This window comes from uncultured Pseudoalteromonas sp. (assembly GCF_963922945.1).
Taxonomy (GTDB): Bacteria; Pseudomonadota; Gammaproteobacteria; order Enterobacterales; family Alteromonadaceae; genus Pseudoalteromonas.
Window position 1 is genome coordinate 1 of sequence record NZ_CAWUKC010000084.1, and the last position, 16977, is coordinate 16977.

Sequence of the window (16977 nt, forward strand, 5' to 3'; positions counted from 1 at the left end):
TCTAGTTTTTCAAATAGCCCTTGTACACGCTCACGTAATCGCTCCTGCTCGCCTTGCAGGGCGTCGCCGGTGAGTATGCGTGTAATTCCTGGGTTTTTTTCTGCAAAGGTGAGTAGCAATAATAAAATATTGTAAACGCGTGTTTGGCTTTCTTTTTCGTTTTCTAAAATAAGGTTAATACGCGACAAAAGTGTGTCTTCAATAAACTCAATTAGGCCTTCAAACATACGTGCTTTGCTAGGAAAATGACGGTAAAGCGCCGCTTCAGAAACGCCTACTTCAGCAGCAAGCTTCGCTGTGGTGATACGTTGTCCTGGGCTGGTTTCTAACATTTGTGCGAGTGCTTGCAGAATCTGCTCTTTGCGATTACTTCTTTTTGTCGCAGGCATGAACCTTCCTTTTTATTTGTTATTTTTAGCTGGGGCTAGTCATTTTCTGTTCAAATGAGTGGCTTATGTTAATGTTTTATTCAGTTTGTTTCCAGCACTTTTATAGTTGTTTAGCGAGCTGTTCGATTACTTGTTGTGCAATGGCTGTTTTACTTGTTGCTGGTAATTCTACACTTTGATTATGCCAATAAAGTGTTAAAGCATTATGATCGGAATTAAAGCCTAAGCCACTTTTTGATACATCATTTGCACAAATCATATCTAAGTTTTTATTTTTAAGTTTACCCTTTGCGTAGCTCTCTACATTTTGTGTTTCGGCTGCAAAACCTACAGTGTAAGGACGGCCTTGCTCTAAGCTTGCAACAGCGGCTATTACATCGGGGTTTTTAATCAGTGTCAGGGTGAGCTCATCACCTTGCTTTTTCATTTTTTGCGTGGCGACATTCGCGGCTCTGTAATCAGCAACGGCGGCGCAGCCGATAAACGCGTCTGAATGTACAGCATAGGTTAATGACTCATTTAAAAGCTGTTCAGCACTTTCTATGTTTATTAAATTAGCGCCAGCAGGGGCTTTAATCGTCACCGGGCCAGAAATTAAATTAACCTTTGCACCAAGCTCTAATGCGGCTTGTGCGAGTGCATAGCCCATTTTTCCAGAACTGTGGTTTGATATAAAACGCACTGGATCAAGCGGCTCGCGGGTTGGCCCCGCAGTAATGGTAATGGTTTTACCTGCTAATAATTGCGGTTGCTCTGTGGCAGTGCACAAGGCTACAAGTTCATGCGGCTCTAGCATGCGCCCTGCGCCTACATCGCCACACGCTTGCTCGCCTTTACCTGGCCCCCAAATTAAGACGTTACGAGACTTAAGTGTTGCTAAATTAGCTTGTGTAGCAGGGTGAGCATACATTTGCTGATTCATTGCTGGTGCCACAGCGACTTTTGCTGGGGTCGCCATTAATAGCGTGGTAAGTAAGTCATCGGCAATACCAGCAGCCATTTTAGCAATGATATTACTGGTTGCAGGCGCCACTAAAATCAAATCAGCCCATTTGGCAAACTCTATGTGGCCCATCGCCGCTTCAGCTGAGGGGTCAAGCAATGAATCTGAGACCATTTCGCCACTAACCGCTTGCATGGTTAAGGGGGTTATAAAGTGTTTGGCTGATTCGCTCATGACCACTTTTACTTCGCAACCTGCGTCTTTTAAACGTCTAACGAGCTCTGCACATTTATAGGCTGCAATACCGCCAGTTATGCCAAGTACAATTTTTTTGTTTGTTAAGTTAGTCATGCGTGTTTTTTGCTTGAGTGTATATGCAGGCTAAAATAACAAATCTTTGTGCTTTGAGCTAAGTTTTTAAGACTAAAAAATCAGGCTATTTTCAAAAATTGCATTACAGTTATATGACTGTTTTTTAATCATCAAGGATGAATAATGCAATTAACTTCGTTACCTAATTCACTTCGCCCCCGTGAAAAGCTCATTGCTAAAGGCCCTAAAGCACTGACCGATGCTGAGTTATTAGCGATATTTTTGCGTACGGGCTTACCCGGTATGAATGTGATTGAGCTTGCCCAACACCTGCTTAACGAAAATAAAACATTGCATAATTTATTTAACGCCAGCCAAGATGAGTTTTGCGCGCAAAAAGGATTGGGGATGGCAAAATATGTGCAATTACAAGCCGTCCTTGAGCTGAGTCAGCGCTACATGCAGGAGCGCTGTCAGCGAGAAGCTGTATTTAACTCGCCTAATGCAGTTTATGACTACCTCACAATACAAATGCGTGGGCTACAGCAAGAAGTGTTTATGGTGCTTTATCTTGATAGTCAAAACCGCTTAGTAAAAGACGAAGTTTTGTTTTATGGCACAATAAACTCAGCCAGCGTTTATCCAAGAGAGGTTGTAAAAGCGGCCTTAAAAAATAATGCAGCGGCAATTATTTTGGCGCATAATCATCCAAGCGGCATCGCCGAGCCAAGCCAAGCTGACAAACTTATTACTAAAAAATTGCAGCAAGCACTACAATTGGTTGACATAGGTGTACTTGATCACATCATTGTGGGAGGAGAAACGTGTGTTTCTTTTGCGCAGCGGGGCCTGATTTAAGGTTAGTTGATGAATAAGTGTGTTAAAAATGAGCGGTTTGGGCAGTTTTAGCAAATTAGTTTAATTTAAATGCAGTTTTTACTTTCCCTAAGGGCATTCGATCTTTATAATTAGCCGCTATCAAATTTACATATGAGCTGGTTGGATAGATCAGTATTTGATCTTTGCCTGTAAAAGCTGTATAAAGAGCGCCCTTCGATTTATCTAGGGCACAAATACATGGCCTTAGGTTAAATTAAGCTCGAGCGAAGTTATTGGAGATATAGAGACATGTCTAAAGTATGTCAAGTTACAGGTAAGCGTCCAACGGTTGGTAACCACCGTTCACACGCGAGAAACGCGACTAGACGTCGTTTCCTACCTAACCTACAAACACACCGTTTTTGGGTTGAAAGTGAAAAACGTTTTGTAACACTACGCACTACTACTAAAGGTATGCGTATTATCGATAAAAAAGGCATCGACGCGGTACTTACAGATATCCGTGCTCGCGGCGAAAAAGTTTAAGGAACTGAATCATGCGCGATAAAATCCGTTTAGTTTCAACTGCTGGTACTGGTTTTTTCTACACTACCGACAAAAACAAGCGTAACATGCCTGAAAAGATGGAAATCAAAAAATACGATCCTAAAGCTCGTAAACACGTGATTTTCAAAGAAGCTAAAATCAAGTAATTTTGTTTCTTTCAGAATTGTAAAAACCCAGCTTAAGCTGGGTTTTTTGTTTTTTAAAATCGCATACTCGAGATATGTACGTCAGTCTGTTTTAAAGTATAGGCATAAAAAAACCTTGCAGGAAAAGCCCGCAAGGTCATTATTTTAAAGCTTACAGCTCTAACGTAAACGTTATACCCGCAACACGTGGCTCACCTAATTGTACGTAAGTATGTGTTTCGTAGCCATCAAGTGGGTCGTTACCAAACTCAAAGCCGCGGGTTGGTACTTCTTCGTCAAATACGTTCCGTGCCCATGCACGCACTGCCCACATGTCGGCTTCGTAGCCTAAGCTTAAGTTTACTAAATTGCTGCTTGGCGCTTGTGAATTATGGCTATCTGAGAAGTAATAATCGTCTTTACCTTCAACACCTATCATACCGTACAACGCATTAGTAAAGTTGTAACGTGCGCTAAATGCATATTGGTATTTAGGTGATTGCGCTTGCTCACGACCGTCTTGATTCAAGCCCGATTGCGTTACAAAGTCGTCAATTTCTGTGTTTAAGTAACCGGCACTACCTGTTAAGAATAAGTCTTCGGTAAGTTGGTAACTACCTTCAACCTCTAAGCCGTAGTTACTGCCAGAGCTTGCGTTATCAACATAACCTGTAAATTGCTGGTTTTCTACTTGCCATGCTTTTAATTGAATATTGTCACGGTGCATATAAAATGCAGCTAAACGCAGGGTAAATTTATCATCAAGCGATGAGCCCTTAACGCCAAACTCGCCACTCCATAAATATTCAGGGTCAAAACTGGTGTGCTGCTGGAAAAAGTCAGCATCTAAATTTAAACCTTCATCTTTGGCTTTTGCTAAAGCTTCTGAATTAATGCCACCTGCTTTGTAACCACGAGTAATGCTGGTGTAGATCATGGTGCGATCAATCACTTGATATTCAAGTGCTATTTTACCACCTACCATTACATCATCCGTATCTTCGATAAAGCCGTTGTTGTCGGTGTAATCGCCTTGATACTGTTCAACACGTAAGCCAGTAATCAGCGTGGTTTTAGGGCCAATAGATGTAGCTACTTGGCCATAAACTGCGACGTTACTAGTTTCGTAAGTTGAAGCAAATGGGTTTGCAAGCCAAGTGTATTCACGCTCTAAATCTACGTCACGGTTTTGATAGTAAATACCCGCAACCCAGTTACCTGTTTTAGAATTAAATTGTAAATTAGCGGATTGATCGTCGCGATCACGCGTGTATACATCGGTAGAGCTATAACCCCAAGGGTGTAAGCCTGCTGCACATAATTGTGGCTCGCTGGCGTCGTTACATACCCAGTCTTCGTCAAAGCTGTAAAGTAGCTCTGTGTCTATGGCTGAAAGATTTAAGCTTACATCAAAGGCATCAAAGCCAGTGTAGGTATTATTAATCCCTATTGCATAGCTTTGTTGATTATCTTGGCCAGGCTCGTCGGCTACACTATTACGACTGTTATCGAGCGTAAACGCATCGTAGCCGTTGTTTATATCAATGTAGTGCAGGTTTAGCTCGGTATTTAAATGCTCAGTGAGTTGGCTATTTAATTTAAAGCGGGCTACTTGCTCATCTTGCTGTTGAGTTTCGTCATTTAAATAGAGATTATCTACATAACCGTCTGATTTTCTGCGAAAGTAGCTTACACGTGCGCTTGTGTCGTCTGTTAATCCAGTACTTGCTGCAAGGCCGGCTTCACGCGAGTTATAGGTACCCATACCTACTTGTAACTTTAAGCTAGGGTCGGCAGTTGCCTGAGCAGATTCCATTTGAATCATACCGGCCATGCCGTCTGCGCCAAAGCGGGTGCCTTGTGGGCCGCGGTAAATCTCTACGTGGTCAATATCAAATAATAACGAGCTGCCACCTAAACCCGAGTAGTTTATGCCGTCGATGACCAAGCCAACCGATGGGTTAATTGGGTCTACAAATTGTGAACGAAGTCCCACACCACGAATTTGAATATAACGACCACGAGACGCACCTGAAGTAAAGTTTACGTTTGCAGTGCTACCTAGCATTTCGTCTAAGTAACTTGCGCCACGTTGGTTAATTTCAGACTCGCTAAATAGGCTAGCACTTGCGCTTAGCGTTTGAATGCTTTCGCGTTGAAAGTCGCCGGTTACAACAATTCGTTCTAAGTCGCTGTCATCAGCATTTGCTATAAATGGCGTGCTCATTAGTGGTAATAACGCCGCAGTGATTAAAGACAAACGTAAGTTCATTGGGTTACTTAACTCCATTTTAGGGACTTGTATGGTAGCAATTATTTTAATACTTGTGTTATAACGCTGCGATTATACGTTAAATAATCAGGATTACTAATATGACCTTTAAAGTTGATTTTAAAGTGCGCCATTATGAGTGTGACTTACAAGGGATTGTAAATAACAGTGTGTACTTTAATTATTTAGAGCATGCTCGCCATGAGTTTTTATTTGCTAATGGGGTCGACTTTGCATTGCTTGCAAAGCAAAAAGTTAATTTAGTAGTAATACGCAGTGAAGTTGATTACAAGTATTCACTTGTGCCTGAAGATGAATTTTATGTGTCGGTAGAGCCTGAGCGTATAAGCCGCTTAAAGTTTGCGTTTAAGCAGGCAATTGTTCGTAAAAGTGATGAAAAAGTTATGCTTCAAGCAAGAGTTATTGGTACATCGGTTAATGAAAAAGGCCGCCCCTTTTTGCCACCCGAAATGGATAACTTATTTAAAAACTGCGACCTAAATTAACTTGTTTAACTTTTAAACTAGCATAGAACAAAAATTTACATTTAAAACATGCATTTTTAACGGATAAACCGCATAAAAATTGTTACTATTACAACAATTAAATATTTAGTTAGTAATAGCATGAAATTAGCAGCAATACCGATGCTTTTAATCGGTTTATGTATTGGTTGCACAGCCACAGGGACGGTGACCTCTGAGCAGCTAAAGTACACACAATGGCAACTATCAAAGGTTGATGGTTTAGCTGTGCCGGCCTCTTACAGTGCATCAATGAGCTTTATTGAAGCGTTGCAAGTAAACGGATTTGCAGGGTGTAATAAGTTTTTTGGTGAAGGTCAGCTTGAAGATAGCAACATTAGTATTAATAAATTAGGCATGACGCGAAAGTCGTGCGGAGCCGATGTTGATCAGCTTGAGCAGCAGTTTTTACAAGCGCTTAGAGAAGGTGCAACGCTTAGCATGCAAGGCTCTCAGCTAGTAATGCAGGGCAACCATACCTTTGAGTTTATTGCAAAGCAATAATCTGAGTATGTAAAACAGCCTCTTGCAGGTAAGTTTTAACTGGCGTACACTCAGCGCAGATTTGTTAAAGAAATTGCAAATCACCGAACACAATTTATATATTTTACTTGTCGGAGTGCCTTAAATAATTAAGGCTGAGATCGCGAAAGCGGGATCCGTGAACCTGATCAGGTTAAAACCTGCGTAGGGAACAAGCTGCCTAAAACGGGACGCTTGTGCGTCTTTTTTATGCGCACAACAAAATGTTATCTTTTTAGGCTGCAAAGTAGCATTACGGCTACGTTACGATCTTTCTCTATTCCTTATGGAATATCTGACAAGACAACCCTTTAGCAATGAGGTAAGTCATGTCAAACACTACAAATAAATCAACACGTCGAGAAACGCGCGCAGCCGCGTCAGAATATATTTATAACTTAACGGGTCAGCCATTTCCAAGCTCACAAAAAGTGTATGTTGAGGGCAGTCAAAGTGGTGTACGCGTGGGAATGCGTGAAATAACACTAAGCGACACATTTATTGGCGGTACTGAGCAAAACCCTGTGTATGAGCCAAATGAACCACTGCGAGTTTACGATACATCGGGCCCATATACCGACCCTAACTTTGAGTTAGACGTACGCAAAGGGCTACCTAAATTTCGTGAACAGTGGATAAAAGATCGCAACGACACTGAAGTGCTCAACTCTGTCACCTCGCAATTTGCCCAACAGCGTATGGCTGATGATGGCCTTGATCATATTCGCTTTGAGCACTTACCTAAAATCCGTCGTGGTAAAGCGGGTAAAAACGTCACGCAAATGCATTATGCTCGCCAAGGTATTGTAACCCCTGAAATGGAATACGTAGCCATACGCGAAAACATGGGTCGTGCAAAAATCAGAGAAGAGCTGTTAGCAGCACAGCATAAAGGCGAGTCGTTTGGCGCGAGTATTCCTGATTTTATTACCCCTGAATTTGTACGTGACGAAATAGCCCGTGGCCGTGCTATTTTGCCAAACAACATTAACCACCCAGAAACCGAGCCCATGATAGTAGGACGTAACTTTTTAGTTAAAGTTAACGCCAATATTGGTAATTCATCGGTAAGCTCATCAATCGAAGAAGAAGTAGAAAAAATGGTGTGGTCTACCCGTTGGGGGGCCGATACCGTCATGGATTTATCTACTGGGCGCTACATTCACGAAACGCGCGAATGGGTAGTACGTAACTCGCCAGTACCCATTGGCACAGTACCTATTTACCAAGCGCTTGAAAAAGTAAACGGTGTGGCTGAGGACTTAACATGGGAAATATTTCGCGATACCTTGATTGAGCAAGCCGAGCAAGGTGTTGATTACTTTACTATTCATGCAGGTGTATTGCTGCGTTATGTGCCAATGACGGCAAAGCGTGTAACCGGCATTGTATCGCGCGGTGGCTCAATTATGGCTAAGTGGTGTTTAGCGCACCATAAAGAAAACTTTTTATATACGCACTTTGAAGATATTTGCGAAATTTTAAAACAATACGATGTGTGTTTTTCACTTGGTGATGGCCTTCGCCCAGGTTCGATTGCCGATGCCAACGACGAAGCACAATTTAGTGAGCTTCGTACACTTGGAGAGCTTACAAAAATTGCGTGGAAACACGACGTACAAGTATTTATAGAAGGCCCAGGCCATGTGCCAATGCATATGATTAAAGCCAATATGGATGAGCAATTAGAACATTGCAGCGAAGCGCCTTTTTACACATTAGGCCCATTAACGACCGATATAGCCCCTGGGTACGACCATATAACATCCGGTATAGGCGCTGCACAAATAGCGTGGTACGGCTGTGCCATGCTGTGTTATGTCACACCAAAAGAGCACTTAGGTTTACCCAATAAAGAAGATGTAAAAGAGGGCTTAATTACCTACAAAATTGCAGCACATGCGGCCGACTTAGCCAAAGGCCACCCCGGCGCGCAAGAGCGCGATAATGCCTTATCAAAAGCGCGTTTTGAATTTAGATGGCACGACCAATTTAACATTGGTTTAGACCCAGAACGAGCCCGTGAATATCACGACGAAACCCTACCGCAAGAGTCTGGCAAAGTAGCGCACTTTTGCTCTATGTGTGGTCCTAAATTTTGCTCAATGAAAATTACCCAAGAGGTACGCGATTACGCAAAAGATCTCGAATCTCGCGGGATCGATCCCAACAATGTTGGTGATGCAATTGAGATCAAAATGGTTGATGTAGAAGCGCAAATGAAAGCGAAGTCGGAAGAATTTAAACAAACGGGCTCAGAAATTTACCACAAAGCAATATAAGCCAATAACAGGTTAGCAGTTTATGGCTGCTAGCCTGTTATTAAAAGGAGCGTTTATGTTTTACAACATTGCAATTGTGGGGTTTGGTTTAGCAGGGCGCTTAGCGGCTCTTGAGCTGAGTAAGTCGCATCATGTAACCGTGTTTGAAGCAAGTGACGAGCAAACACAAAATAGTGCCGGTAAAGTGGCTGCAGCAATGCTTGCGCCGCTTGCTGAGTCGGTAATGTGTGAAACAGATTTAGCCATTATGGGGCTAAATTCACTCAAGCGCTGGCCAGAGATAGTGAGCGAGCTTGAAGGTGAAGTTTTTTATCAGCAAAAAGGCACATTGGTTGTAGCGCATCAGCAAGATAAAGGGGACTTACAAAGTTTTACCCAGCGAATAAAGCCAATAGCAGGGCACAGCGCACAGACGTTAAATACCCAACAAATTGCACAATTAGAGCCCGAACTTGCAAGTCGATTTAACCAAGGTGTGTTTTTACCCTGCGAAGGGCAAATAGATAACCAGGCTTTTTATAAAGCAAGTTTTACCATGCTTAATAAACGCAAGGTTAAATTTGCTTTTAATCAGCGCGCTAATATTCAAAACGGCAAGGTTAATAATCGCGCCTTTGATTACATTATTGATTGTCGTGGCTTAGGTGCTAAAACTGATAAGCCACTTAGAGGTGTACGCGGAGAAGTAGCCAGGCTTTATGCGCCAGAGGTCAATTTAACGCGGTCGGTGCGTTTAATGCACCCGCGCTACCCAATTTACATAGCGCCAAAGCCTAATAATGAGTATGTAATTGGTGCAACCGAAATTGAGTCTGATGATAGCGGCCCTGCAACGGTGCGCTCCACGCTTGAGCTGCTCTCGGCGGCCTACACTGTGCACAGCGGATTTGCCGAAGCACGGCTGTTGAATATTCAAAGCGGGCTGCGCCCTGCATTTAAAAACAACCGACCAGAAGTTTTAAAAGAAGGTAACGTAATTAGCATTAATGGATTATATCGCCATGGCTATATGTTGGGCCCTGCATTAGTGGCTGATGCGTTATCTCAAATAGGGTGAGTAACAAATGACGATAACAATTAACGGTGAGCAGCTAACTATTAAAAGCGCAGTACTTGTTGAGGTATTACAAAATTTTGGTGCAAAGCCGCCTTTTGCGGTGGCACTAAATGGTGAGTTTATTCCACAAAGCCTGCACGGCAATACCACAATTAACGAAGGGGATAGCATTGAATTGTTGTCGCCTATTCAAGGCGGGTAGCATTATGCCAAATAACGATAACCTAACTATTTATGGCGAACAATTTAATAGCCGATTGTTAATAGGCTCGGCACTATACCCATCGCCTACGGTAATGGAAGAGTCAATAAAAGCCTCTGGCGCGCAAATAGTAACGGTGTCATTAAGGCGCCAGCAAAGCGTGGCAGCGGGGGATGACTTTTGGCAATTAATTAAAAATACTGGCCTTAATATACTGCCTAATACCGCAGGGTGCCATAGTGTAAAAGAAGCTGTAACACTTGCTAAAATGTGCCGCGAAGTATTTGCAACCGATTGGATTAAGCTTGAACTAATAGGGGATGACTACAACTTACAACCCGACCCATTCGCATTGTTAGAAGCCACTAAACTATTAATTAATGATGGCTTTAAAGTACTGCCCTACTGCACTGACGATTTAGTGCTTTGCCAGCGTTTAAATGAGCTAGGGTGCGAGGTGCTTATGCCGTGGGGCGCGCCAATAGGCACCGGTAAAGGCTTGTTAAATAGTTATAATTTAAAAACCATTCGCGAGCGTTTACCAAGCACCACATTAATAGTAGATGCAGGCCTTGGTTTACCTTCGCATGCCTGCCAAGCTCTTGAATTAGGGTATGATGCGGTATTGTTAAATTCAGCCATTGCAGGGGCTGGCTGCCCAGTTACGATGAGTCGTGCATTTAAAGCAGCGGTAGAAGCAGGGCGCTTTGCGTATAATGCCAAAGCAATGCCTGAAAAAGACTTAGCAGCCCCCTCGACCCCAACAATGGGTATGCCGTTTTGGCATCAGCAGTAAGGAAATAACGAGTATGAATAATCTAGTGTGGACAATTGCCGGATCTGACTCTGGCGGCGGTGCAGGTATCCAAGCTGATATAAAAGCAATACAAAGCTTTGGCGTGCATGGCTGCACGGCAATTACCGCGCTTACGGCACAAAATAGCTTAGGGGTAGAGGCCATTAACGCGGTATCTACCGATATTATTGAATCGCAATTATTAGCACTCGAAAGCGATATGAAAGCCAAAGTAATTAAAATTGGCATGTTGGCTAATGTGCAGCAAATTCAATTAATAAGCGAGCATATAGCGCATTACAAAGCTAAATGGCCTGTACCGCCTGTGATTGTTTATGACCCAGTAGCTATTGCCTCAAGCGGTGATGTATTAACAGAAGAAGATACCGTAAGTGCCATTAAAGAGTGCTTGATGCCGCTGGTGGATGTAATAACGCCTAACACGCACGAGACGCAATTGCTAACAGGGGTGTATTTAATTGGCCCAAGTGCCGTGAAAGACGCTGCTAAAAAGCTATTAAGCTGGGGTGCAAAAGCGGTTGTTATTAAAGGCGGGCACTGGGATTACCCAACAGGTTATTGTATCGATTACTGCACACAAAACGGCGAAGAGTATTGGCTTGGGAATAAAAAAATTCAAAGCCCCCATAGTCATGGTACAGGTTGCAGCATGGCCTCAGTAATTGCCGCGTGTTTAGCAAAAGACTACCCGCTAAAAGATGCCTTTATTTTAGCTAAAGCTTATATAAACAAAGGCTTAAAGCAGTCGGTTAGGTACGGCGAAGGAATAGGCCCTGTTGCGCATACAGCTTTTCCTACAAATTTAGATGATTTTCCACAAGTGATTGAGCCTGGCAGCTGGCTTGGTGATGAACTTGATTTTGATATACCGCTTGAATTTAACATGGCTGCAAATTTTGCCCCTTGTGAGAGCAAAGAGTTAGGCTTATATGCTGTGGTCGATAGCCTAGACTGGCTAGAAAAGTGTTTACAGCAAGGGGTTACTACAGCGCAGCTGCGTGTTAAAAATAAACCCGACGATGAACTCGATGAGTTAATTAAACAGGCAGTAGATCTTGGCAAAAAGCACCACGCGCATGTATTCATAAACGACTACTGGCAGTTAGCAATAAAGCATGGTGCCTACGGCGTACACTTAGGGCAAGAAGATATAGACACTGCTAATTTAGCCGCGATTAAAGAAGCGGGGTTGAGGCTGGGGCTTTCTACACATGGCTTTTACGAAATGTTACGTGCGCACAACTACCGACCAAGTTATATGGCATTTGGTGCTATTTACCCTACCACAACCAAAGATATGAGCGGGCAAATACAAGGGCTCGATAAACTTAAAAAGTGTGTGCCATTAATGCAAAGCTACCCAACGGTTGCCATTGGAGGCATAGATTTAAGTCGCGCAAGCGAAGTGGCAAATACCGGTGTAGGCAGTGTTGCTGTGGTGAGAGCCATTACTGAAGCGGATGATTATATTGCAGCAATTAGTGCGCTAAAAAGTGCTATAAAGCAGCCAAATGGATAAACTCAGCGATAAAGAAACCCTGCGTTATAGCCGCCATTTATTATTGCAAGAGGTAGGGCTAGAAGGGCAGTTAGCACTTAAAGCTGCAACTGTTGCCGTAGTAGGTGCTGGCGGGTTGGGTAGCCCTGCACTTTTGTATTTAGCCGCAGCGGGCATTGGTAGGCTAGTTTTAATAGACGATGATGCGGTTGAGCTATCTAACTTACAGCGCCAGGTGCTTTATAAAGTAAATCACTTAGGGCAAAAAAAGGTCGCTGCCGCCGGCAAGGTATTAGCAAGCCTTAATAATCAAATAGACATAGTGACGCAATGTAAAAAGCTGGATGATAGCAACGCCGATGAGCTTTTAAATAATGCCGACATAGTACTTGATTGCTCTGATAACTTTGCCACGCGCTACAGTGTAAACCGTTATTGTTTTTCGCAAAAAATCCCCTTGATTGCCGGAGCTGCGATTGCCACAAATGGGCAAGTAATGGGGTTTGATTTTAGGAAAAATAATAGCCCGTGTTATGGCTGCATTTTTACAAAAAATGACGCGCCCCCCGCTGTAAACTGTAGTAATGCTGGTGTAATCAGCCCATTGCTTGGAGTTATAGGCTCTATGCAGGCTCAGCTTACTTTGAATATGCTGTTAGGGTATGTTGAAGAAAGTGTGTTTATTACTTTTGATGCGCTGAGTTTAAAGCAGCAACATTTTAAAGTAGCTAAAGATTTAAACTGTAAAGAGTGCGGCTTAGAGTTGTCGTTTATTTAATTAGGAAATCTAAATAAATCTTTTTACTGAATATTTACAGTGTAGATGAGTGACTTTCTCGTATATGTAGTCAGTAAGCTGTGTTAAAAATTTCATTTACGACTGCATGGATACAGAAGGTAGAACAATGAGGAGCAATTGCCAGAGAAACTATCGAGCAAATTTATTGCCTAGCTATCAACACGTTTTTTTGGCCCCAAAATAATCCACTTAATTAAGCAAATTGGCATTGTTGCGGTTTTATGAGAAGAATAAAACCGCATTTTAATTAAATGCGGTTTGGCTTTTCGCAAAAAAGATTTATTTATGGTAGCTCAGGCACGTTTCTACTTCGTTTTTTGAGCCTAAAATGACCGCTACACGCTGGTGGATAGCATCGGGTTGAATATCCATAATACGCTCGGTGCCTGTTGAGGCTATACCGCCAGCTTGCTCAACTAGCATAGCCATAGGGTTGGCTTCGTATAGTAAACGCAGCTTATTGGGTTTGTTTGCGTCTTTAGTGTCGGTTGGATAGGTAAATAAACCACCACGGCTAAGTACACGGTGCACATCGCCAACCATGGCTGCAATCCAGCGCATATTAAAGTTTTTAGCACGTGGGCCGGTGTCGCCAGCAAGTAAGTCATTAATATAATTTTGCATTGCGCCCTGCCAGTGACGCTGGTTTGACGCATTAATAGCAAATTCGTTGGTATCAGCAGGAATAGACGCAAAATCTTGTGTTAGTAAAAAGCTACCTTGAGTTTTATCTAACGTAAACATGCGTGTGCCTTTACCTGTAGTAAGTGCAAGCATGGTTGATGGGCCGTAAAGTACGTAACCTGCAGCTACTTGTTTGTGGCCAGGTTGCATAAAGATACGTTGATCGGCGGCATCTGAGCCTTCAGGGGCTTCCATAATTGAAAATATGGTACCTACTAGCGAGTTAATATCGGTATTTGATGAGCCATCAAGCGGGTCAAACGCGACAATGTATTTGGCATTTTGGTTGCCGGCGACTGTGTAGTCCTCTTCCTCAGAGGCAATAGCTTTAACAGAGCCTGACTCAAGTAAAATATCTTTTAAAAGTTGATTTGATAGTACATCGAGCTTTTTTTGAGTTTCGCCTTGAATATTTTCATCTAGCGTTGAGCCTAATACGCCAGAAAGCGCACCTTGACCAACACGAAACGATATTTCTTTACATGCTGCTAAGATGGTTCTAATTAATGATAAAAGCTCTCTAGGGCAACCGTCTTCTAATAATACTGGAGGGAGTCTACGCATTCTATTTTCCTGATAACGTGTACTAGCGAATCTAAATGTGAGAGAGATTAGCTAAGTGCGCTGAATTTCGTCTTAAATACCTGTATTGTTTAAATAGCACTGTAATAATTGTGCCACCTAATCATACTTAAAACGCCAATAACAAAGATAAGATTATGAAAAAAATACCACTAATAAGTTACATACTCTTTACTGTGCTGTGCTCTATCATAACCCAAGCGCACGCAGCAATTAAGTCTATAGATGAATTTACTGCGAAAATGAATCACTTTCCTGGGTACTTTTCGTTTTATTACGATACGCAAAACGGCAAAGTGTTTTTAAAAGTAGATAAATTAGAGCAGCAATTTTTGCTTCAGCAAAGTTTACCTTATGGTATTGGCTCTAACGATATAGGGCTTGATAGAGGTCAACTTGGTAACACGCATTTAGTCCAATTTGAACGGTTTGGCGATAAAGTCATGCTACGTGCGCTTAATACTTATTATCGCGCAAATACAACTAACAAAGCAGAGCAGCAAAGTATAAAAGAGGCCTTCGCATCAAGTATTTTAGCGGGCTTTAAAGTCGTTGCACAAAACGAAAAAACTGCATTAATTGATTACACTCCTTATTTATTGAGTGATGTTCATGGCGTTAGTCGTAAATTAGCAGCTCGTAAACAAGGTAACTTTAACCTTGATGAATCACGCAGCGCTGTTTTTATGAGCCGTTCAAAGGCGTTTGTTAAAAACACTGAGCTTGAAGCTGTGCTAACGTTTAAGGGCACTAAGCCGGGTAAATTTGTACGTCAAGTAAGTGCAGACCCTTATGCACTTACTGTACATATGCATCACTCACTTATTAAGTTACCTGATGATAATTACACTGCGCGTAAATTTGACCCGCAATCTGGGTATTGGAGTATTGAGCATAAAGATTACGCAGCCCCTCTTGGTGAGTCTATGTATGTACGCTATATACCGCGCCATCGCCTTGCTAAAAAAGATCCAAGTTTACCAATTAGTGAACCCGTAGAGCCCATTACATATTACCTAGATCCTGGCGTTCCTGAGCCGGTTAAAAGCGCATTACTTGAAGGCGGTAAATGGTGGAACGACGCATTTAGTGCTGCAGGTTATAAAAACGCATTTATAGTTAAAGAGCTGCCAAACAATGCTGATCCTATGGATATTCGCTATAACGTTATTCAATGGGTACACCGTGCTACACGAGGTTGGTCATACGGAAGCTCTGTTATAGACCCACGTACCGGTGAAATACTCAAAGGGCATGTAACATTGGGATCGCTACGTGTACGACAAGATATTTTGATTGCAGAAGCACTCGGTGCACCTTATTTAAAGGGAACCGAAGTGGCTAAAAATCTACAAGCTATGGCACTAGATAGAATTCGTCAATTAAGTGCACACGAAATTGGCCACACGCTGGGTATTGCACATAACTTTGCAGCTTCGGTGGGTGATAGAGCGTCGGTTATGGATTACCCACACCCGCTACTTAGCTTTAACGAGCAAGGCGAGCTTGATGTAACCCGTGGCTATGCAAGTGGCATTGGCGTATGGGATACCCAAGTTATTAAGTATGGTTATAGTGACTTTACCAACCAAGACGAAAGCGCTGAGCTTGCAGCAATATTAAAAGAGAACAAAGCTAAGGGCCTTGAGTTTATATCTGATAGAGATGCACGCGCAAAGGGCGGTGCACATCCTACAGCACATTTATGGGATAACGGTACTAACCCAGCGCAAGAGCTACTTAGAGTGCTTGATGTCCGTAAAAAGGCGCTTTCGCAATTTGGCATTCAAAACATTAAAACAGGTGATGCACTTTCGCAGTTAGAAGAAAAGCTTGTGCCGCTCTATTTATTTCATCGTTATCAAGTAGAGGCTGCAGTTAAACTCATTGCGGGGGTTAACTACGAATACGAAACACGTAACAGCTCGCCAGCTAAGGGGGCACAAGTGGTTTCAAAAGCACAGCAGCAAGAGGCGGTAAATGCGCTATTAGCGACCATAAAACCCGCTAATTTAATTTTGCCCGAGTCGGTGTTAGCGCTTATTCCGCCAAAAGCGTATGGTGAGTCTAAATCGCGTGAAAGCATAACAGGGCGTACTGGGTTAACACTTGATGCTATGGCCTTACCAGAAGTAGCTGCACAGCATAGTTTATCGTTATTGTTAAACCCGCAGCGTTTAAATCGTTTAGCTCAACAACAAGTACGTAATAATAACTTTTATAGCTTAGATGAGTTGCTTGAACAGCTTTACCGTCACGTTTTTAAAGCGTCATCGCCTAATACGATGAAAGGCAAAATTACCCAACGAGTACAATTTTTAACTGCAAAAAATATGGCTGATTTAGTGGCTAACGTGAAGGTAAGCCCTGAGGTGCAAGCGCAGTTACGTTACTACTTAGTTAAGTTGAGCAATGAATATAACCAAAACTCAATATTAAGTAATACTAGCGTAGGGGAGAGTGCGTTTAAACAGTATTTAGCAGAGCAGGTTAAACAGTTTTTAAAAGGGGGTCAGTGGCCTGAAAACTTCAGTGGTTTACCAATGCCACCGGGCTCACCAATTTAATTGTATGTTTTAACTA

The 16977-nt window shown here is 42.5% G+C and carries 16 protein-coding genes and 1 riboswitch; of the genes, 12 read left to right on the top strand and 4 right to left on the bottom strand.

The window, feature by feature from the left end; translation table 11 throughout:
- Together slmA and coaBC are read right to left on the bottom strand one after the other, a co-directional pair.
- Positions 1–389 (bottom strand): nucleoid occlusion factor SlmA (gene slmA / locus AABI99_RS14925; RefSeq protein WP_338366858.1); only part of this gene is annotated, 389 nt, incomplete at its 3' end.
- A gap of 100 nt (positions 390–489) precedes the next feature.
- Positions 490–1683 (bottom strand): bifunctional phosphopantothenoylcysteine decarboxylase/phosphopantothenate--cysteine ligase CoaBC, encoded by a 1194-nt coding sequence (gene coaBC, locus AABI99_RS14930; protein ID WP_338366860.1) that lies wholly within the window; start codon positions 1681–1683, stop codon positions 490–492.
- Between the two features lie 144 nt (positions 1684–1827).
- Between coaBC and radC the strand changes: the two genes are divergently transcribed.
- From radC to rpmG, 3 genes are all read left to right on the top strand, one after another.
- Positions 1828–2502, top strand: a complete 675-nt coding sequence (radC, locus tag AABI99_RS14935; protein ID WP_338366862.1) for a DNA repair protein RadC — start codon at positions 1828–1830, stop codon at positions 2500–2502.
- Between the two features lie 270 nt (positions 2503–2772).
- Entirely contained in the window at positions 2773–3009 is a 237-nt protein-coding gene (gene rpmB, locus AABI99_RS14940; protein WP_004587946.1) for a 50S ribosomal protein L28, read from the top strand.
- 11 nt (positions 3010–3020) lie between these two features.
- Positions 3021–3176 (top strand): 50S ribosomal protein L33, encoded by a 156-nt coding sequence (rpmG, locus tag AABI99_RS14945; protein ID WP_022946036.1) that lies wholly within the window; start codon positions 3021–3023, stop codon positions 3174–3176.
- A gap of 151 nt (positions 3177–3327) precedes the next feature.
- Here rpmG and AABI99_RS14950 read toward each other — a convergent pair whose 3' ends face one another.
- Entirely contained in the window at positions 3328–5427 is a 2100-nt protein-coding gene (locus AABI99_RS14950) for a TonB-dependent receptor (RefSeq protein ID WP_338366882.1), read from the bottom strand.
- Between the two features lie 101 nt (positions 5428–5528).
- Between AABI99_RS14950 and AABI99_RS14955 the strand changes: the two genes are divergently transcribed.
- From AABI99_RS14955 to AABI99_RS14990, 8 genes are all read left to right on the top strand, one after another.
- A complete protein-coding gene (locus tag AABI99_RS14955; RefSeq protein ID WP_338366884.1) occupies positions 5529–5933 on the top strand; it encodes an acyl-CoA thioesterase in 405 nt (134 codons plus the stop codon).
- A gap of 120 nt (positions 5934–6053) precedes the next feature.
- Positions 6054–6455, top strand: a complete 402-nt coding sequence (locus AABI99_RS14960; protein WP_338366885.1) for an META domain-containing protein — start codon at positions 6054–6056, stop codon at positions 6453–6455.
- 101 nt (positions 6456–6556) lie between these two features.
- A riboswitch (TPP riboswitch) is annotated at positions 6557–6662 on the top strand.
- 140 nt (positions 6663–6802) lie between these two features.
- The gene (thiC, locus tag AABI99_RS14965) at positions 6803–8755 is read left to right on the top strand and encodes a phosphomethylpyrimidine synthase ThiC (protein WP_338366887.1); all 1953 of its coding nucleotides are present in this window, start codon (positions 6803–6805) and stop codon (positions 8753–8755) included.
- A 55-nt stretch (positions 8756–8810) separates the two neighbouring features.
- A complete protein-coding gene (locus AABI99_RS14970; protein ID WP_338366888.1) occupies positions 8811–9812 on the top strand; it encodes an FAD-dependent oxidoreductase in 1002 nt (333 codons plus the stop codon).
- A 7-nt stretch (positions 9813–9819) separates the two neighbouring features.
- On the top strand, positions 9820–10014 hold the full coding sequence (gene thiS / locus AABI99_RS14975) for a sulfur carrier protein ThiS (protein ID WP_338366889.1): 195 nt from the start codon (positions 9820–9822) through the stop codon (positions 10012–10014).
- Positions 10015–10018: 4 nt separating this feature from the next.
- On the top strand, positions 10019–10810 hold the full coding sequence (locus AABI99_RS14980; protein WP_338366890.1) for a thiazole synthase: 792 nt from the start codon (positions 10019–10021) through the stop codon (positions 10808–10810).
- 13 nt (positions 10811–10823) lie between these two features.
- Complete coding sequence (gene thiE / locus AABI99_RS14985) at positions 10824–12350, top strand: thiamine phosphate synthase (RefSeq protein WP_338366891.1); 1527 nt, start codon at positions 10824–10826, stop codon at positions 12348–12350.
- A complete protein-coding gene (locus tag AABI99_RS14990; protein WP_338366892.1) occupies positions 12343–13107 on the top strand; it encodes a HesA/MoeB/ThiF family protein in 765 nt (254 codons plus the stop codon). Before thiE ends, AABI99_RS14990 begins: the two co-directional genes overlap by 8 nt.
- 300 nt (positions 13108–13407) lie before the next feature.
- Here AABI99_RS14990 and AABI99_RS14995 read toward each other — a convergent pair whose 3' ends face one another.
- Positions 13408–14376: a class 1 fructose-bisphosphatase gene (locus AABI99_RS14995; protein ID WP_338366893.1), complete on the bottom strand. Its 969-nt coding sequence runs from the start codon at positions 14374–14376 to the stop codon at positions 13408–13410.
- A gap of 155 nt (positions 14377–14531) precedes the next feature.
- On the opposite strand from AABI99_RS14995, the gene AABI99_RS15000 reads away from it, so the two are divergent.
- Entirely contained in the window at positions 14532–16961 is a 2430-nt protein-coding gene (locus tag AABI99_RS15000) for a zinc-dependent metalloprotease (RefSeq protein WP_338366894.1), read from the top strand.
- The last annotated feature ends 16 nt before the right edge of the window (positions 16962–16977 follow it).